The organism is Roseomonas sp. SRI_022, assembly GCF_057586215.1.
In genome coordinates this window covers 141,914-159,898 of sequence record NZ_JBYCZL010000012.1, presented here as the reverse complement: position 1 = coordinate 159,898, position 17,985 = coordinate 141,914, and the positions used below count along the sequence as shown (strand labels likewise).

Below are 17,985 nucleotides of genomic sequence, written 5' to 3'. Positions count from 1 at the left end.
GTCCTTCCGCCGCTCAGCCGAAGCGGCCGGTGATGTATTCCTGGGTCTTGGCGTGCCGGGGCGCGGTGAACATCTGCGCCGCCGGCGCCACCTCGATCAGCTCGCCAAGGTAGAAGAACGCCACCTGGTCGGCGCAGCGCGCCGCCTGTTGCATGTTGTGCGTGACGATCACGATCGTGAAGTCGCGCTTCAGCTCGTCGATCAGTTCCTCGATCTTCAGCGTGGAGATCGGATCGAGGGCCGAGGTCGGCTCATCGAACAGGATCACCTCCGGCCGCACCGCGATGGTGCGCGCGATGCACAGCCGCTGCTGCTGCCCGCCCGACAGGCCGAGGGCCGAGGCATCGAGCCGGTCCTTCACCTCGTCCCAGATCGCGGCGCGGGTCAGCGCCCATTCGATGCGCTCGTCCATCTGGTTGCGCGACAGCTTCTCGTGAAGCCGGATGCCGAAGGCAATGTTGTCGTAGATCGACATGGGGAAGGGGGTGGGCTTCTGGAACACCATGCCGACCTTCGCACGCAGCGCGTTCAGGTCCGCATCGGGGGCGATGACGTTCTCGCCATCCAGCATCACCTCCCCGGTCGCGCGCTGGCCGGGATAGAGCGAGTACATCCGGTTCAGCACGCGCAGCAGGGTGGACTTGCCGCAGCCCGAAGGCCCGATCATGCCCGTGACCTGCCGATCGGGGATGTTGAAGTCGATCCCCTTCAGGGCGCGGTTGTCGCCGTAGAAGAATTCCAGGTTGCGGATGGCGATGCGCGGCGGGTTGATCGCGGCTTCGGAGCGCGCCTGCACGCCGCCGAAGCCCTGGCTCGCCTCGGCCATGCCGGTTTCTGCGGTGGTGGACATGGGGTGGTTCCTTCCGCCTACTTGCGGCTGCGCAGCACGCTGCGCGCCAGGATGTTGAGGCCAAGCACGCCGAGCGTGATCAGCAGGGCGCCGGCCCAGGCGAGCGCGATCCAGTCCTCGAAGGGCGAACCGGCCATGGAGTAGATGGTGACCGGCAGGCTCGCCATCGGCTTGGACAGGTCGAGCGACCAGGCATTGTTGCCGAGCGAGGTGAAGAGCAGCGGCGCCGTCTCGCCGGCCACGCGGGCGACGGCGAGCAGGATGCCGGTGATGATGCCCGATGCCGCCGACTTCCAGCAGATGAAGACGATCATCTTCCACTTCGGCGCGCCAAGGCCGATCACCGCCTCGCGCAGCGTGTTCGGGATGAGGGAGAGCATGTCCTCCGTGGTGCGCACCACCACGGGAATGACGATGATCGCCAGCGCCACGACGCCCGCCCAGCCCGAGAAGCCACCGAAGGGCAGCACCAGGATCTGGTAGACGAACAACCCGATCAGGATCGACGGCGCGGAGAGCAGGATGTCGCAGACGAAGCGCACCAGGTTCCCGAACTTCGACCCGCGGGCGTATTCGGCGAGATAGGTGCCGACCAGCATGCCGATCGGTGTGCCGATGGCGGTGCCGAGGCTGGCCTGGATCAGGCTGCCGACGATGGCGTTGAGCAGCCCGCCATCGGAGCCCGGCGGCGCGGTGACGCGGGTGAAGACGCTGGGGCCCATTGCGGTGAAGCCGCGGATCGTCAGCGTCAGCAGGATGGAAGCGAGCAGCGCGAGGCCGATCAGCGTCGCCACCATGCAGAGCAGGCGAATGATGCGGTCGGCGCGCTTGCGCCGCCGGCCGAGCGCGGCCGCGACCTCGGGGTCCTTGCGAGGGCCGGGCAACGCCCCGGCGGTGAGGGACAGACTCATCGGATCAGGCCTTCAGCCGCGAGCGCAGCAGGTAGCGCGAGGTTGCGAGAACGATGAAGGACAGCACGAAGAGAATGAAGCCGAGGGCGAGCAGCGAGGCGAGCTTGAGGCTGCCCGTCTCGCTTTCGCCGAACTCCAGCGCGACCAGCGACGCGATCGTGTTGCCCGGCCCGAAGAGGGACGTGCTGATCCGGTTCGCGTTGCCGATGACGAAGGTGACCGCCATGGTCTCGCCAAGCGCACGGCCGAGGCCGAGCATGATGCCGCCGACCACCGAGATGCGGGTGTAGGGCAGCACGACGCCGCGCATCACCTCCCAGGTCGTGGCCCCGAGGCCGTAGGCGCTTTCCTTGTAGACCGGCGGCACCTGCAGGAAGACGTCGCGCATGGTCGCCGCGATGAAGGGCAGGATCATGATCGCGAGGATGAAGGACGCGGTGAAGATGCCGGTGCCGAAGGGCGCGCCCTGGAACAGGAAGCCGATCAGCGGCAATTCGCCGACATTGTCGATGATCCAGGGCTGGATATGCGCGGCGAAGGCCGGCGCGATCACGAAGAAGCCCCACATGCCGTAGATGATGGACGGCACGGCCGCCAGCAGCTCGATCGCCGTGCCCACCGGGCCCCGCAACCAGGCGGGCGCGAGCTCGGTCAGGTAGAAGGCGACGCCGAAGGCGAGCGGCACGGCGAAGGCGATCGCCAGCACCGCGGTGACGATGGTGCCGTAGATGGACACACCGGCGCCGAAGACCTCCTGCACCGGATCCCATTCGGTGGACCAGATGAAGGACAGCCCGAAGGCGCGGAACGCCGGCAGGCCGGCGATGAACAGCTCGACGATGATGGCGCCGAGCAGTGCGAGGACCAGCACGCCGGAGCCCTTGCAGGCCCATGCGAAGATCGTGTCGCCAAGGTTGCCGCCGCGGCGTGCGGTGGCCGGCATCGGGATGGTGGCGGTGGCTGCCTGGCTCACATCATTGGCCCGTCAGGAGGGAAGGGAAGGGGCCCGGCCTCGCGGCGCGGGCCCCTTGGTCTCAGGCGCCGAACTGGCGGTTCCAGGCGGCGCGGATGGCGGTCTTGGTCGCCTCCGGCAGCGGGATGTATTCCAGTTCGCGGGCCGCCGCATCGCCATTGGCATAGGCCCAGTCGAAGAACTTACGGACATTGGCGCTGCGCGCCGCATCCGCCGGGTTGGTCGGCAGCAGGATGAAGGTCGGCGAGACGATCGGCCAGGAATTCGCACCCGGCTGGTTGATGATGTCCGCCGCGAAGCCCGGCACCGACCAATCCGCGTTGGACGCGGCGGCGAGGAAGTTCTCCATGGTCGGCTTCACGAAGTTGCCGTCCTTGTTGCGCAGCTGCGTGGAGACCAGGTTGTTGCGGCTGGCATAGGCGTTCTCGACATAGCCGATGCCGCCGCGCGTGTTGCGCACGCCGCCCGCCACACCTTCATTGCCACGCGCGCCATTGCCGACCGGCCAGCGCACCGAGGTCGCGGCACCTGGGCCGCCACGCCAATCGGCCGAGACCGCCGCGAGGTAGGAGGTGAAGACGAAGGTCGTGCCCGACCCGTCCGCGCGATAGACCGGCGCGATGGCGAGGGCAGGCAGCGTCACGCCGGGGTTCAGCGCGGTGATCTTCGCATCGTTCCAGCGGTTGATCTTGCCGAGGAAGATCTCGGCCAACACATCGCCGGTCAACTTCAACTGCTCGTTCTCGATGCCGGGCACGTTGATGATCGGCACCACCGAGCCCATCACGGTCGGGAACTGCAGCAGGTTGCCCTCGGTCAACTGCTGGGCGGTCAGCGGCGCGTCGGTCGCACCGAAATCGACCGTGCGGTTGCGGATCTGGTTGATCCCGGCGCCCGAACCGACGGACTGGTAGTTCACCTGCATGCCGATCGCAGCGCGGGCGGCCTCGGCCCACTTCTGGTAGATCGGGTTGGGGAAGGAAGCGCCGGCGCCGGTGATCTGGGCGCCCTGGGCGCGGGCGGTGAGGGGAAGGGCCAGCATCGCGCCGGCGCCGAGAAGGATGGACCGCCTGTTCATAAGCGTCACTCCGTGCGTGTTACAGCGGCGCTCCGCTGGGGTGCGCCGACGCCCGGGCTTCTAGGCGGGGCGGAAGTCGCCCCGATTGCAGTTTTATGATGGTTCGATGACAGGGCGGGAGACAACCAGCCCGGTCATCCCTGGGCTGCGCCGGCTGCGGGCGGGGGTTCGCCCCGCCCGCCGCGCCTTACTTGTACCAGGCCGGGCGACGCTTCTCCCTAAAGGCCGCAAGGCCTTCGCGCCCCTCGGCCGAGGCCCGCTGCATCCAGGATTCATGCGCCAGCAAGGACATCTCCCGCGCCGAAAGCTTCAATCCGTTGGCACCAAGGAATGAATCCTTGGTCATGGCGATGGCGGATGGCGAGGACAGCATGGTCTGGTCGATGACCTCGGCGAGGCGCGCATCGGCGCGGTCGGCCGGCACCACCTCGTGCACCAAGCCGATTCGCAGCGCCTCGGCGGCGTCGAAGCGTTCCCCGGTGATGGCGTAGCGTCGCGTCTGCCGCAGCCCCATGGCGTGGACCATGTGGGTGCTGATGGGGGTGGGGGCGACGCCGACGCGCACCTCGGTCAGGCCGAAGATGGCATCCGGGGTGGCGATGGCCACATCGACGCAGCAGACCACGCCGCAGCCGCCGCCGAAGCAGGCGCCATGCACCAGGGCGAAGGTCGGCTTGGGGAATTCGTTCAGCTTCTGCATGGCCGTCGTCGTCGCCATGGACGCGACATAGGCCCGCTCCGGCCCGTAGGTCGCGGCCACTGCCAGCCAGTCGAGATCCGCCCCGGCCTGGAAATGCTTGCCCGCCCCGCGGATCACCAGCGCGCGGACGCTGTCATCGTCACGCAGCTTGTCGAGCCCCGCGATCAGCGCGCCGAGCAGATCCTCGTCATACGCATTGCCCTTGGCGGGCTTGTTGAGCGTGGCGGTGGCGATGCCGCGATCATCGATCGACAGCAGCACGGGGTCGGCCATGGCAATCCTCCATTCAAGCCGGCGCATCCTTGCTGCCCGGGCGGTCCCCGCCAACCCGCCGTTGACGCATGGCCGCAGCGCGCCGAGGCTCCCCCCGTCAGAAGGAGGCCCCCGCCATGGCCAGCAGCCGCCCCACGCTTTCCGGTCCCCGCCATGCCGTCTCGGCCGGGCATTACCTGGCGGCGAGCGCCGGCGCGGCGGTGCTGGAGGCTGGCGGCAATGCCATCGATGCCGGCTGTGCGGCCGGCATGGCGCTCGGCGTGTTGCTGCCGGACCTCGTGAATGTCGCGGGCGTCGCGCCGATCATGATCCGACTGGCCGACGGCACGGTCGAGACCATCGCCGGCCTCGGCCACTGGCCGCGCGCGCTGCCGCCCGACGTCTTCATGCGCGAGCATGGCGGCAAGATCCCGAACGGCGTGCGCCGCACCGTGGTTCCAGCGGCACCCGATGCCTGGATTACCGCGCTGGAACGCCACGGCACCATGGGCTTCGGCGATGTCGCGCAATACGCGATCCGCTATGCCGGGGAGGGTTTCGCCGTCTTCCCGCTGCTCGCGGAAACCGTCGCGCTGCATCAGGCGGAATACGCGAGCTACCCGTCCAACGCCGCGATCTTCCTGCCGAACGGCGCGCCGCCGAAGGTGGGCGACCGTTTCGTGCAATCCGACCTCGCCCGCACCCTGTCCTACATGGTCGAGGAGGAACGCCGCGCCGCGGCCAAGGGCGGGCGCATGGCGGGCCTCGCCGCCGCGCACGCCGCCTTCTATCGCGGCGACATCGCGCGCGAGATCGTCAACTTCATTCAGGCCGAGGGCGGCTTCCTGTCCATGGAGGACATGGCGGGCTTCCGGTCTCGCCTGGAACCCGCAGTGGCCAAGCCGTGGCGCGGCCACACGCTGCTGACCTGCGGGCCGTGGTGCCAGGGCCCGGCACTGGCGCAGGCGCTGCTGCTGATGGAACGCGCCGGCTTCGACGGCATGGCGCATAACTCGGCCGACTACCTGCACCTGCTGACCGAATGCGTGAAGGCGGCGATGGCCGACCGCGAATACCATTTCGGCGATCCGCTGTTCACGCAGGTGCCGCTGGACGGGCTGCTCTCGCCGCAGCATCTCGATGCGCGGCTGCGCCAGATCGACCCGGCCCGCGCGCATCCGACCATGTATGAACCGCTGCTCGGCCGCGGCACGCCGGCTGTCGGCCCGCAGCGCGCCGACCTGCCGAAGGTCGAGGCCGATACCTCCTACGTCGCCGTGGTGGATCGCTGGGGCAATGCCTTCAGCGCGACGCCGTCGGACGGGTCGTGGAATTCGCCGGTGGTGCCGGGCCTCGGGCTGATCCCGTCCAACCGCGGCAGCCAGTCGCGCCCCGACCCGGCGCATCCGTCCGGCGTCGCGCCGGGCAAGCGGCCGCGCCTGACGCCGAACCCGGCGATGCTGGTCACCGAGGATGGCGGCGTCATGCCCTTCGGCACGCCGGGCGGCGACGTGCAGATCCAGGCCATGCTGCAGGTCATGCTGAACGTCTTCCATTTCGGCATGGAGTTGCAGGAGGCGATCGAGGCGCCGCGCATCGCCTCCTATGCCTTCCCGTCTTCCTTCGCGCCCTTCGACTACTTCCCCGGCCGCGTCGCGGTGGAAGGCCGCGTGCCGCAATCCGTCCGCGACGAGCTGACGGCGCGCGGGCATGAGGTGAAGGAATGGCCCGACATCACCTGGCTCGCCGGCAGCGTCGAGGCGGTGCTGTCCGATCCCAAGGCCGGGCTGGTGCGCGCCGGGGCCGATCCACGCCGTCCGGCCTACGCCATCGCGGGGTGAAGGCCACCGCGCTGATCCAGGCCGCGGCGGCGCATCAACGCGGCGGCCGCGCTGCCGAGGCCGCCGCCGCCTATGATGCCGTCATCGCGGCCGGGACGGATGCGCCGGAACTGCGCAACAACCTCGGCGTCGCGCTGCGCGATACCGGCGATGCCGCCGATGCCGAAGCCGCCTTCCGCGCCGCCCTGGCGCAGCGGCCGAACTATGGCCGCGCTGCCGTGAACCTCGCCGCCTTGCTGCAAACCGCCGCGCGGCCTGCGGAGGCCGCGGCAGTCTGTGAGGCCGCGCTCGCAGCCGGTGCCGGGGATGGGCTGCGCGGCATCGCCGGCCGCGCCTGGTCCCGGGCGAGCCGTCCCGATCGTGCTTTGCCGCACCTCGCCGCCGCGGTCTCGTCAGCACCTGGGGACGTGGCGCTGCGCAACGATCTCGCCGGCGCGCTGATGGTGTTGGGCCGTCCGAATGAAGCGGCGACGCATTTCGCCGTGGTCGTCTCGACCCTGGCCGAGCGCGCCGATGTGAAGGTCAATCTCGGCAATGCGCTGCACCAGGCCGGGCGCTGGACGGAGGCCGCCGCGGTGCATCGCGGCGCCATCGCGCAGGATCCGTCCTGCCGCCCCGCCTGGCACAACCTGCTGCTGCTGCTGAACTACATGCCGGATGTGACGGCCGATGAGGTGGCGCGCGAGCATCGCACCTATGGCGATCGCTTCCCGCCGCGCGCGATGCCCGCCTTCGCGAACGGCGCCGACCCCGATCGGCGGCTGCGCATCGGGCTGCTGTCGGGGGATTTCCGCGTCCATCCGGTCGGGCGCTTCCTGCTCGGCCCGCTCGCCGCGCTCGATCGCCGGGGCTTCGAGGCGATCGCCTATGCCAACCAAACGATGGCGGATGGCATGACGGCGCGGCTGCGCGGGCTGCTCGACGGGTGGCGCGCGGTACAGGACATGCCCGACGAGACGGTGGCCGCGACCATCCGCGCCGATGGCATCGACATCCTGATCGACCTGTCGGGCCACACCCAGGGCACACGGCTGCCGGTGCTGGACCATCGCCCCGCACCGGTGCAGGCATCCTGGATCGGCTACGCCAACAGCACGGGCAGCCAGGCCGTCGACTGGATCATCGCCGATGGCGTGAGCGTGCCGCCGGGCGAGGAGGCGCTCTATGTCGAACGGGTGATGCGCCTGCCGGGCTGCTACCTCTGCTTCGCGCCGCCGGAGGTCCCCGTCCGCGCCGGCCCGCCGCCGATGATCCGTCGCGGCCATGCCGTGCTCGCCTGCTTCAACGCACCGACCAAGCTGCATGATGGCGTGCTTCGCGTCTGGGCGCGCATCCTCGCTGCGCTGCCGACCGCGCGGCTGCTGCTGAAGGCGCGACCCTATGGGGAGGCGGAGACGGCGCGCTCCATCCGCGCCCGCTTCGCCGCCTGCGGGGGCGATGCGGTGCGGCTCGACCTCGAGGGGCAGAGTGCCTACCCGGCCTATTTCGCGCGCTATGCCGAGGTCGATTTCATGCTCGACCCCTTTCCCTTCCCCGGCGGCACCACGACGGCCGAGGCCATCCATGCCGGCGTACCGACCCTGACCCTGCGCGGTCGCGGTGGGATGATGAGCCGCAATGGCGAGACGCTGCTGACCGCCGCAGGTATTCCCGACTGGATCGCGGCGGACGAGGCCGACTACGTCGCCCAGGCGATCCGCCGCGCACAGGACCCGGACGGGTTGGCGGTGGTGCGGGCGCGGCTGGGTCTCGGCGCACTTGGCGATGCCGCGACCTATGCGCGCGGACTGGAAGCCGGCTTGCGGGCGATGTGGCGCGACTGGTGCGAGCAGCAGGCGTGAGGCCTGCGGCAAGTGCCCGGGACGCGAAAGGCGCCGGTTGACGCCGGCGCTGCCGCGACGAAGGCTGCCCACGCGATTCAAAGAGGCAGCGCGATGACCACGGATGCGGATGAGGTGATGGCGGCGGCGGTGGCCCGCGGCATCGCGAATTTCGAAGCGACGACCGGCCGCGTGCCCGATGCCTTCCGGCTGCTGCTCGACCACGCGCCTGGCGCCTTCGCCGGCTATGGCCTGCTGCGCGAGGCGGCGATGCGCACCCCGGAGGCGGGCGGCGCGCTCGACCTGCGCACCAAGGAACTCGTCTTCGTCCTGCTCGATGTGATGGTGGGCGCCGTCGATGGCGCGAAGGTCCATGCCGCGAACGCGCTGCGGCAGGGCGCTACGCTTGCCGAACTCGCCGAGGGGCTGGTGCAGTGCATCCTGGTCGGTGGCATCACCACCTGGAACCGCGCCGGGCGCCAGGTGATGGAACATGCCGCGGCGATCGCTGCCGAAGGCGCCGCCGCGTCCCGGACGTAGCGATCGCGCAGGCGCACTGCCGCGCCTGCGTCTTTCCCGAAGGCGGCGTCGCCATCGTCACGCCGTTCCCCCCGGATGTCATCCTCGCCGCGGCCGGCGCCGGCTGATCACTGCCGCGCGATGCTGTGCAGGATGCTTGCGCCGCGCGGGACGACGGCCGTCTAATCGACCGATCGGTCGGCACAAGGCCGAGGCTGTGCGGTGGTGGAGGAAACCATGATCACGCGTCGCCTGTTGCCCGGTGCTGTCATCGCGCTCGCCGCACCCGGCCTGGCGGGGGCAGCCGAGCCGAACACCACGCGCCCGATCCGCATGCTGGTCGGCTCCGCCCCCGGCGGGTCGCAGGACCTGACGGCACGGCTGATCGCCCCGGGCATGTCGGCGCGCCTGGGTCAGACCGTGGTGGTGGAAAACCGCGGCGGCGGCGGCGGCATGCTCACCTTCGAACCGGTGCTGCGCGCGGTGCCGGACGGCGCCACCGTCACGACAGGCAACATGGGCGCGATCATCATCAACGCGATCAGCGAGCCAAACTTCCCGATCAAGCCGATGAACGACCTGGCGCCGGTGTCGCTGGTCGCCGATGTCATGACCATCCTCATCACACCCGCCGACCGGCCATGGCGCAGCGTGGATGAACTCGTCGCCGCGGCCCGCGCGCGGCCGGGCGAATTGAGCTGGGCGCATCCGGGCATCGGGGCCAGCCCCTGGCTCGCTTCGCTGCTGCTCGACAAGGATGCCGGGCTGTCCACCATCGCCGTGCCGTTCCGTGGTGGTGCGCCGGCGGTGATGGAACTCATCGCCGGGCGGATCGACTATTGCTTCGCCACCACGCCGACGGCCCTGCCGCAGATCAGGGCGGGAAAGGTCCGGGCGCTGGCGGTGCCGACGCCGCAGCGCCTTTCCATCCTGCCCGAGGTGCCGACGATGGTGGAACTCGGCTACCGCGACTTCCTGGTCAGTGGCTGGTTTGCCGTGATGACGACGCCCGGCACCCCGCCCGCGACCATCACGCGCCTGAACCGTGCGATCAACGCGGCGATCGCGGATACCGACGTGATCGCAGCCTTCGGGCGCGAGGGCATGTCACCGCTGCCCTCCACGCCCGAGGAATTCGCCCGGCGCGGTGCCGCCGAGCGCGAGAAGTGGGAACCGATCGTGCTCGCTGCGCTCCGCCACCGGCCGGGCTGACGACCTATACGTAGCCAGGCCCCTCGATCGCCGGATGGGCGGCGAGGAAACCCTCATCCACCTCGACGCCGATACCCGGCGTCTGGTTGGGCAGGACGTTGCCGTCGGCGCCGATCTTCCAAGGCTCGCTGCCCAGCTCGTCGCGGAACTTGTTGGCGCGCGAGATGTCGGCCTCGAAATACCCGCCATTCTCGATGGCAGCGAGGAAATGGATCGAGGCCGCCTGGTTCACCCCCGTCATCGACGAATGCGGGTGGATTGGGATCTTGAAGGCGGATGCCATCCCCGCGATGCGCAGCGCCTCCGTGATGCCACCGCACTTCGACAGGTCCGGCTGCCAGATGGTGATGACGCCGTCTTCCAGAACGCGGGTGAATTCGTAGCGGGTGAAGTGGTTCTCCCCGGCCGCCAGCGGCGTCACGCCATAGCCGCGTGCCTGGGCGTAGAGGTGATGGTCGTGCGCGGGGAAGGGTTCCTCGAGCCAGCCGATGTTCAGCCGGTCCATCTCCGGCATCACCTGGCGAACCTGGTCGATGTTGTAGCCGATATTGGCGTCGGTCAGGATCACCAGCTCCTTGCCGAAGGCGTCGCGCACCGCCTCCATGCGCGCGATGTCGTCCTTCACCGTGTCGCCGACGCGCAGCTTCAACGCCTTGTAGCCGGCTTCCATATGCGGCGCCGCCTCGTCGATCAGCTGCGCCGGCGGCTGGTAGCCGAGCGCGACGCCGCCGGCATAGGCGGCCACCGGCCGCGCCGACCCGCCGAGCAGCTTGTACAGCGGCAGGTTCAGCGCCTTCGCCTTGGCGTCCCACAGCGCCATGTCGATGCCCGACATCGCCATGGCGCAGCCCGCGCCCATGCCGTGGCTCGCCAACTGGTACTTGTAGATGCGGGCGTTGATGCCGGTGGTGTCGAAGGCATCCATGCCGAGGATCAACTGCCGCAGCGTCGTCTGGATCAGCGTTGCGATGGCGGTGTGCGCGCGGCCGTGATGGCTTTCGCCCCAGCCGACGATGCCGTCCTCGGTGGTGACCTTCACCATCACGGCATCGCGCTTGACCGCCTGGCCGATGCCGAGCCGCGGCCCACCCGGCGGCAGCGGGAAGGAGGTCGGGTAGGCGCGCACATCGACAATCTTCATCGGCTTCGTTTCCTCGTGTCCTTGCGCGGAGGCTGCCAGCCGGGCACGCGGTTTGCAAACCCATCGCCTGTCGTGCCCAGGATGTGGTCCGGCGATTGAGGAGAGTGACAGGATGGCGAGTGACCCCGTTCCCCCGACCATGGCGGCGATCGGCCTGTGGACCGGCGTGGAATGCCCCAACGCAGCCGGCCGCCGCGGCCTCGAGGACTTCCCGGCGCTGATCCGGGACTTCGAGGCGCTGCGCGGCACGCTGGTGTTCGAGGATGAGCCGTCCTCCTTCGAAGCGGCACTGCGCGAGGAAGCGGAGAAGGGCGCGTGAGCGGCCTCGCGGAACTGTCCGTCACCGCGGCCGCCGATGCCTTCGCGAAGGGCGAGGCGAGCGCGGAAGCGATGGTGCGCGCCTGCCTCGCGCGCATCGACGCGCATGACGGCAAGGTGAACAGCGTCATCCGCCTGGATCGCGAAGCGGCGCTGGAAGCCGCCACCGCACAGGACAAGGCGCGCGCCGGCGGGGCGAAGCCTGGTCCGCTGTCCGGCGTGCCGATGATGCACAAGGACATGTACTACCGCGCCGGCAAGGTCAGCTCCTGCGGATCGAAGATCCGCCGCGACTTCGTGCCGGGTGTGACGGCGACCGTGCTGCAGCGCCTGGATGCAGCCGGTGCCATCGACATGGGCACGCTGAACATGGCGGAGTTCGCGCAGAACCCGACCGGGCACAACGCGCATTTCGGTGACTGCCACAATCCGTGGAACCTGCCGTATTGCACGGGCGGGTCGTCCTCGGGGTCCGGCGCCGGCGTGGCCGCGCGCTTCTTCGCCGCGGCGCTTGGGTCGGATACCGGCGGGTCGATCCGCCTGCCGGCGGGCATCTGCGGCGTGACGGGCATCAAGGGCACGCAGACCCGCGTGCCGCGCACCGGTGTGATGCCGCTGTCCTTCAGCATGGACAATGTCGGTCCGCTGACACGCACGGCACGCGACGCGGCGCGCATCATGACGGTGATCTCAGGCAAGGACGGCATCGACATGACGGCGGCGCCGGAGGCCGTACCGGATTACGAGGCCGCGCTGACCGGCGACATCCGCGGGTTGCGCATCGCCGTGCCGCGCGAATGGTTCTTCGACGGCGCGGATGATGAAGTCGTCCGCGGCTTCGAGGCAGCGCTCGCCGTGCTGAAGGCGCGCGGCGCGAGCGTGGAGCATGTCTCCTGCCCATCGCTGCGCGCCATCGGCACCTATGTCTCGGTGGTCAGCCGCGTCGAGGGCGCGACCATCCATGCCAACTGGATGCGCGAGCATCCCGGCGACTACGCCACCCATCTCTCGGGGCGCCTCTATGGTGGCTACGCCATCCCGGGCACCTGGTATCTGGAGGCGCTGTCGCGCCGCGGCGCGCTGCTGCGGCAATTCTGCAAGGAAGCCTTCGCTGGCCACGACATCGTTGCCACGCCGACGCTGCGCATGCGCGTGCCGACGCTCGCGGGAACCGATATCGACGTGGATGCCGAGGCGAACTGGGCGCGGCACATGGCAGTCTCGGCCAATACGCGGCCATTCAACTACCTGGGCATCCCGACGGTCAGCATTCCCGTCGGCTTCGACGATCGCGGCCTGCCGATCGGGATGCAGCTCTCGGCCCGGCCCTTCGGAGAGGGCCGCGCCCTGATGGTCGCCGATGCCTATCAGCGCGATACCGATTGGCACGCGCAGGTGCCCGCGCTGTAGCGCCGGGAGCGGGCATCGTCGCCCGTCCGGGTGGTGCCACCCGGACGGGGTCCGCCCTAACCTGGGCCGAGCGGCGGCGTGCGGTCGAAGACCGGCGGCACGTAGCCCTCGCCGCCCCAGCGGTGGCGACTGACCACGGTGTTGTTGCGGCGGTCGCGCACTTCGAGGTTCGGCATGCCGTCGCGGCCGCGTCCGACCGGCACCACGACCCAGCGGCGCTGCCAGCTCGTGCGCCGGCCGCGCGGCCCTTCCTCGCTATGCGCGGCAGACACCAGGCTGCCGAAGATCGGCCGCAGGGTCGCGCCGTCGCGCAGCAGCAGGTGCAGCGCCTCGGTCGAGGTGCTGCGCCCGGTCGAGGTGTAGGAATTGTGGGCCCGCAGGGCGATGACCGGCCGCCCGCCCAGCGGAGCAAGCCGGTCCACATCGATCAGGCAGGCCCACCACGGATCGATGGTGATGGGTTCCAGCAGCACCGGCCCGGCGACGATCTCGGGCGCGCCATCCGTGCCGTCACGCATCAGCGCGACACGCAGCCCGTCCTCGTCGGGCACCGCCACGACGGACAGGCCATCGGTTGCCGGCCCCCAGGCGCCGAAGCCCGAGCAGGCGGGGGAGGCGCCACGGCGGCCGGCCTCGGTGTCGGCAAACAGGGCGCGGACGGCCGCGGCTTCCTCCAGCGCGCGCGCGGCGCCGGCAGGCAGCAACAGGGCTGGCAGGATGGCGAGGCCGCGGCGACCGATCATCCCCGCAGCGCCTTGATCTGCGCGGGATAGCCGGACGGGTCCACCGCCACGTCGATCAGCACCGGCCCGGTCGCGGCGCAGGCTGCGGCGACAGCTTCGGCGAGTTCCGCCTCGCTGTTCGCCGTCAGGCCGATCCCGCCCATCGACCGCATCGCGGCCGCGAGATCCGCGCGCGGCCAGCCCAGCGCGCCATCGGGCAGGTCGCGCTGTTCCTTCTTGATGTCGATCAGCGACAGCGTCGCGTCGTTGAAGGCCACCACGACGACGCGCGCACCGATCACCGCCGCCGTCGCCAACTCGCCGAGGCCCATCAGAAGCCCGCCATCGCCGGTGAAGGCGATCGCGCCGCGCTGCGGGTCATGCAGCGCGGCGGCGATCGCCGCCGGCACCGCGAAGCCCATGGTCGCGAGGCCGTTCGAGATCAGCAGGTCGCCCGGCCGCTCGCATTGCCAGAAGGTGGTGGCAGGGAACATGTGCGCCCCGGCGTCGATCGCCGCACGCGGGTCGAAGCCGGCCTTGCGGCAGGCGGCCTGCGTGACCTCGACCAGCCGCTGCGGGCCGATCCCCGCACCGCGCCGCGGGTCGTTCGCCAGCAGGCGCAGCCAGGCCTCGCGCAGCGCAGCGATCTCGCCGGCATCCCAGGTGGAGCGCGACGCACCCTGAGTGATCGCCGCCAGCGCGGGCGCGATGGCGCCCGACAGCGCGGCCGCGGGGGCGGCATAGGGCAGGGCGCGCGGGGCGGTGGCGATCTCGATCACCGGCACCGGCCAGCGCCAGGGCTTGGGGATGAATTCGACCGGGTCGGCGCCGACCATGATCACCGCATCGGCCCGGTCCAGCACCGGGCCTTCCGCCGCACCGCAGGTGAAGATGCCGGCGAAATGCCGATCGGCGTCGGCGATCACGCCCTTGGCCTTGTAGGTCACCAGCGCCGGGCAGCCGAGGGCCGCGACCAGGGCGCGCAACTCTGGCGCGGCGTCCATCGCCTCCAGCCCCGCCACCACCACCGGGCGCTTCGCCGCGGCCAGCACCCGCCGCGCAGTGGCGACCGCCGCCGCATCGGGGCCGGGCAGGGCAGGGCGCGCGACGCTGGCCGGCAGCGCGGCCGGCTGGCGCGCTGCACCGCCCGACAATTCGATCAGCGCCGCCCCGCGTGGCGCGGCCAGCACGGCGTCGATCGCGCGGGTCGCGGCCTCACCGGCCGCCATCTGGCCGACGGAAAGCTGCGCCTTGGTCACCGGCGCGAGCATCGCCGCATGGTCGAAATACTGGTGCGTGGCGAAGGCGCGCTCGGCCGGCGCGAAGCCATCCGCCAGCAGCACCACCGGCGCGCGGTCCAATGCCGCATGCGCCATGCCGTTCGCCGCATTGCCCACACCCGGGCCGCGCGTGCACAGCGCCACCCCGGGCGCACCGGACAGTTCCGCCTCTGTCGCCGCCATGATGACCGCCGAGGTCTCGTGGCGGGCCAGCACGAATTCCATGCCGCACGCCTTGGCCGCGGCGATCAGGTCGAGACTCGAACCGCCGCCGGGCACCCCGTAAATCCGCTTCGTGCCGGCGCCGGCGAAGGCGGCGGCGATGGAATCGGCGGCGGTGGGCGGGGCGGTCTCGGTCATCGGGCACTCCGGCGTTCTGGAATGGCAAGGATAGGGGCGCCGGCCCGTGCTGCCCATCCGGGCAACACCGCCCGCCCGCTTCCTGGGCAAAACCGTCCCTGTTCCGGTGCCCCATCGCCATCCCGGGCTTGCGTCGGAACCCTGACCCCGGCGAGGCTGGCGACCGGAGGACTTCGCGCCGGTGACCAGGACCACCCCAACCTTCGACGAGATGACGGCCGATGGCCTCGTTCGCGGACCCTATGCCGAGATCGCGCGATGGCTCGCCGCCACGCCGCGGGAGCAGCTCGAACGCCGCCGGCATGAGGCCGAGCTGCTGTTCAAGCGCATCGGCATCACCTTCGCCGTCTATGGCGAGGGCGGCGATCCCGAGCGGCTGATCCCCTTCGACATCATCCCCCGCATCCTTGCCCGCGCGGAATGGGATGCGCTGTCGCGTGGCCTGATGCAGCGGGTCAAGGCGCTGAACCTGTTCCTGCTGGACGTCTATGGCGCGCAGGAGATCCTGAAGGCCGGACGCATCCCCGCCGCGCTGGTGCGGGAGAACGAGGCCTTCCGCGCGGAGATGAAGGGCTTCATCCCGCCCGGCGGCGTCTATACCCACATTGCCGGCATCGACGTGGTGCGCACCGCGCCGAATGAATTCTGGGTGCTCGAGGACAATTGCCGCACGCCGTCGGGCGTCTCCTACATGCTGGAGGGGCGGGAGGCGATGCTGCGGCTGTTCCCGGGCCTCTGCGCCGGGCATCACATCGCCCCGGTCGGGCATTACCCTGAGGAACTGCTCGAGACGCTGAAATCGGTGGCGCCGCCGAATTGCCGCGGCCTGCCGCGCGTGGCGATCCTCACCCCCGGTTCCTACAACAGCGCCTATTACGAACATTGCTTCCTGGCCGATGAGATGGGGGTCGAGGTCGTCGAAGGCCCCGACCTGTTCGTCGAGGACGATGTCGTCTTCATGCGGACCACCACTGGGCCGCAGCGCGTGGACGTGATCTATCGCCGCATCGATGACGACTACCTCGACCCCAAGGTGTTCCGGCCGGAGAGCGTGCTGGGCGTGCCGGGGCTAATGGCGGCCTACAAGGCGGGGAATGTCGCGCTCGCCAATGCGCCGGGGGCCGGCATCGCCGACGACAAGGCGGTCTATCCCTATGTGCCGGAGATGATCCGCTTCTACCTCGGCGAGGAACCGTTGTTGTCCAACGTGCCGACCTATCTGTGCGAGCGCGAGGACGACCGCGCCTATGTCCTCGAACACCTGCACGAGCTGGTGGTGAAGCTGACCCATGGGTCGGGCGGCTACGGCATGCTGGTCGGGCCGCATTCCACGGCCGAGCAGCGCGCCGATTTCGCCGCGCGGATCAAGGCGAAGCCGGCCGAATACATCGCCCAGCCGACCCTTGCGCTGTCCACGGTGCCGACGCTGGTGGACAAGGGCATCGCGCCGCGCCACGTCGATCTGCGGCCCTTCGTGCTGTGCGGCAAGGAGGTGCGGATCGTCCCCGGCGGCCTGACCCGCGTCGCGCTGCGGGAAGGTTCGCTGGTGGTCAATTCGTCGCAGGGCGGCGGCACCAAGGACACCTGGGTGCTGGAGGACGACCCCGCCGACATCGCGCAGCCGACGCAGGGGCAGTCGCAATGCTGAGCAGCACCGCCGACAGCCTCTACTGGCTCGGCCGCTACATGGAGCGCGCCGGGAACAATGCCCGCGGGTTGCAGGTGACGCTGCGCATGGCGAGCCTGACCGGCGCCGTGGACCGGCGCGACAATGCCTGGCGGGCGCTGCTGATCGCTTCCGGCTGCGCGCCGGGCTTCGCCGCCACCGGGCAGGCGCTGACGCAGGAAGCGGTGGTGCGCTACCTCGCTGCCGATACGTCCAACGCGTCCTCCATCCTGTCCTGCATCGAGGCCGCGCGGTCCAACGGGCGCGCCGTGCGCACCGCGCTGACCGTGGACATGTGGGAGGCAGTGAACGAGACCTGGTCCGAAGGCCGCCGCACCACCGAGGCGAGCTTCACGCCCGACAACCTGCCCGACTTCCTCGACTGGGTGAAGTCGCGCACGGTGCTGTTCAACGGTGCCTATGCCGACACCATGCTGCGCGACGAGGCCTGGCGCTTCGTCCGTCTGGGCACGATGTTCGAGCGTGCGGACAACACTGCCCGCGTGCTCGACGTTCATCACCACGCGCTGAAGGGCACCGAGGAAGGTGGCGCGGTCGCCTATGTGCAGTGGCAGGCGATCCTGCGCTCCGTCTCGGCGCTGCGGGCGTATCAGTGGGTGTATCATTCGCGGCTGGAACCGCGACGCATCGCGGAATTGCTGATCCTGCGCCCGGAACTGCCGCGGTCCATCGTCGCCTGCTACGCCCGCATCGAGGAGGTGCTGGACGGCATCGCCGCCTCGCATGGCGGGCGGCGCGGCGAGTGCCACCGCCTGGCCGGGGAGATGCACGCCCGCCTGCGCTTCGGGCGCATCGAGGACATCATGGAAGACGGGCTGCACGACTTCCTGACGGCGACGATCAACCGGAACCTGGAGCTTGGGCGGCAGATCCAGGATTTCTATCTGCAGGCGTGATCGCTTCGCCGGCGA

Annotated in this window: 16 protein-coding genes; 8 read left to right on the top strand and 8 right to left on the bottom strand. The window is 70.1% G+C overall.

Translation table 11 applies throughout. The features are described 5' to 3' along the window. Positions 1-13: 13 nt before the first annotated feature. The 5 genes from pstB to AC2YHJ_RS14295 all read right to left on the bottom strand — a co-directional run bounded on the left by pstB (position 14) and on the right by AC2YHJ_RS14295 (position 4,785). On the bottom strand, positions 14-850 hold the full coding sequence (gene pstB / locus AC2YHJ_RS14315) for a phosphate ABC transporter ATP-binding protein PstB (protein ID WP_487396744.1): 837 nt from the start codon (positions 848-850) through the stop codon (positions 14-16). A 17-nt stretch (positions 851-867) separates the two neighbouring features. Beyond that, entirely contained in the window at positions 868-1,761 is an 894-nt protein-coding gene (pstA, locus tag AC2YHJ_RS14310; protein ID WP_487396743.1) for a phosphate ABC transporter permease PstA, read from the bottom strand. Between the two features lie 4 nt (positions 1,762-1,765). Beyond that, complete coding sequence (pstC, locus tag AC2YHJ_RS14305; RefSeq protein WP_487396742.1) at positions 1,766-2,734, bottom strand: phosphate ABC transporter permease subunit PstC; 969 nt, start codon at positions 2,732-2,734, stop codon at positions 1,766-1,768. Positions 2,735-2,795: 61 nt separating this feature from the next. Beyond that, positions 2,796-3,812 (bottom strand): phosphate ABC transporter substrate-binding protein PstS, encoded by a 1,017-nt coding sequence (gene pstS, locus AC2YHJ_RS14300; RefSeq protein WP_487396741.1) that lies wholly within the window; start codon positions 3,810-3,812, stop codon positions 2,796-2,798. Between the two features lie 187 nt (positions 3,813-3,999). Then, entirely contained in the window at positions 4,000-4,785 is a 786-nt protein-coding gene (locus AC2YHJ_RS14295; RefSeq protein WP_487396740.1) for an enoyl-CoA hydratase-related protein, read from the bottom strand. A gap of 116 nt (positions 4,786-4,901) precedes the next feature. Here AC2YHJ_RS14295 and AC2YHJ_RS14290 point away from each other — a divergent pair, with 116 nt between their 5' ends. The 4 genes from AC2YHJ_RS14290 to AC2YHJ_RS14275 all read left to right on the top strand — a co-directional run bounded on the left by AC2YHJ_RS14290 (position 4,902) and on the right by AC2YHJ_RS14275 (position 10,156). Continuing rightward, positions 4,902-6,605: a gamma-glutamyltransferase family protein gene (locus tag AC2YHJ_RS14290; protein ID WP_487396739.1), complete on the top strand. Its 1,704-nt coding sequence runs from the start codon at positions 4,902-4,904 to the stop codon at positions 6,603-6,605. After that, complete coding sequence (locus AC2YHJ_RS14285; RefSeq protein ID WP_487396738.1) at positions 6,602-8,446, top strand: O-linked N-acetylglucosamine transferase, SPINDLY family protein; 1,845 nt, start codon at positions 6,602-6,604, stop codon at positions 8,444-8,446. Before AC2YHJ_RS14290 ends, AC2YHJ_RS14285 begins: the two co-directional genes overlap by 4 nt. A 93-nt stretch (positions 8,447-8,539) precedes the next feature. Continuing rightward, on the top strand, positions 8,540-8,965 hold the full coding sequence (locus AC2YHJ_RS14280) for a carboxymuconolactone decarboxylase family protein (RefSeq protein ID WP_487396737.1): 426 nt from the start codon (positions 8,540-8,542) through the stop codon (positions 8,963-8,965). 216 nt (positions 8,966-9,181) lie between these two features. After that, entirely contained in the window at positions 9,182-10,156 is a 975-nt protein-coding gene (locus AC2YHJ_RS14275) for a Bug family tripartite tricarboxylate transporter substrate binding protein (RefSeq protein WP_487396735.1), read from the top strand. A 4-nt stretch (positions 10,157-10,160) separates the two neighbouring features. Here the strand turns inward: AC2YHJ_RS14275 and AC2YHJ_RS14270 are convergent, their stop codons facing one another. Then, positions 10,161-11,297, bottom strand: a complete 1,137-nt coding sequence (locus tag AC2YHJ_RS14270) for a mandelate racemase/muconate lactonizing enzyme family protein (protein WP_487396734.1) — start codon at positions 11,295-11,297, stop codon at positions 10,161-10,163. A 112-nt stretch (positions 11,298-11,409) separates the two neighbouring features. On the opposite strand from AC2YHJ_RS14270, the gene AC2YHJ_RS14265 reads away from it, so the two are divergent. Together AC2YHJ_RS14265 and AC2YHJ_RS14260 are read left to right on the top strand one after the other, a co-directional pair. Continuing rightward, positions 11,410-11,616, top strand: coding sequence for a hypothetical protein (locus tag AC2YHJ_RS14265; RefSeq protein ID WP_487396733.1), 207 nt, complete (start codon positions 11,410-11,412; stop codon positions 11,614-11,616). Further along, a complete protein-coding gene (locus tag AC2YHJ_RS14260; protein WP_487396732.1) occupies positions 11,613-13,025 on the top strand; it encodes an amidase in 1,413 nt (470 codons plus the stop codon). The genes AC2YHJ_RS14265 and AC2YHJ_RS14260 overlap by 4 nt, the downstream gene beginning before the upstream one ends. A 56-nt stretch (positions 13,026-13,081) precedes the next feature. Here AC2YHJ_RS14260 and AC2YHJ_RS14255 read toward each other — a convergent pair whose 3' ends face one another. Then, positions 13,082-13,768 (bottom strand): hypothetical protein, encoded by a 687-nt coding sequence (locus AC2YHJ_RS14255; RefSeq protein ID WP_487396730.1) that lies wholly within the window; start codon positions 13,766-13,768, stop codon positions 13,082-13,084. Then, positions 13,765-15,387, bottom strand: a complete 1,623-nt coding sequence (locus tag AC2YHJ_RS14250) for a thiamine pyrophosphate-dependent enzyme (RefSeq protein WP_487396729.1) — start codon at positions 15,385-15,387, stop codon at positions 13,765-13,767. The genes AC2YHJ_RS14255 and AC2YHJ_RS14250 overlap by 4 nt, the downstream gene beginning before the upstream one ends. Before the next feature lie 181 nt (positions 15,388-15,568). Between AC2YHJ_RS14250 and AC2YHJ_RS14245 the strand changes: the two genes are divergently transcribed. Both AC2YHJ_RS14245 and AC2YHJ_RS14240 read left to right on the top strand, forming a co-directional pair. Beyond that, positions 15,569-17,035: a circularly permuted type 2 ATP-grasp protein gene (locus AC2YHJ_RS14245; protein ID WP_487396728.1), complete on the top strand. Its 1,467-nt coding sequence runs from the start codon at positions 15,569-15,571 to the stop codon at positions 17,033-17,035. Then, complete coding sequence (locus AC2YHJ_RS14240) at positions 17,029-17,970, top strand: alpha-E domain-containing protein (RefSeq protein ID WP_487396727.1); 942 nt, start codon at positions 17,029-17,031, stop codon at positions 17,968-17,970. The genes AC2YHJ_RS14245 and AC2YHJ_RS14240 overlap by 7 nt, the downstream gene beginning before the upstream one ends. Positions 17,971-17,985 lie beyond the last annotated feature (15 nt).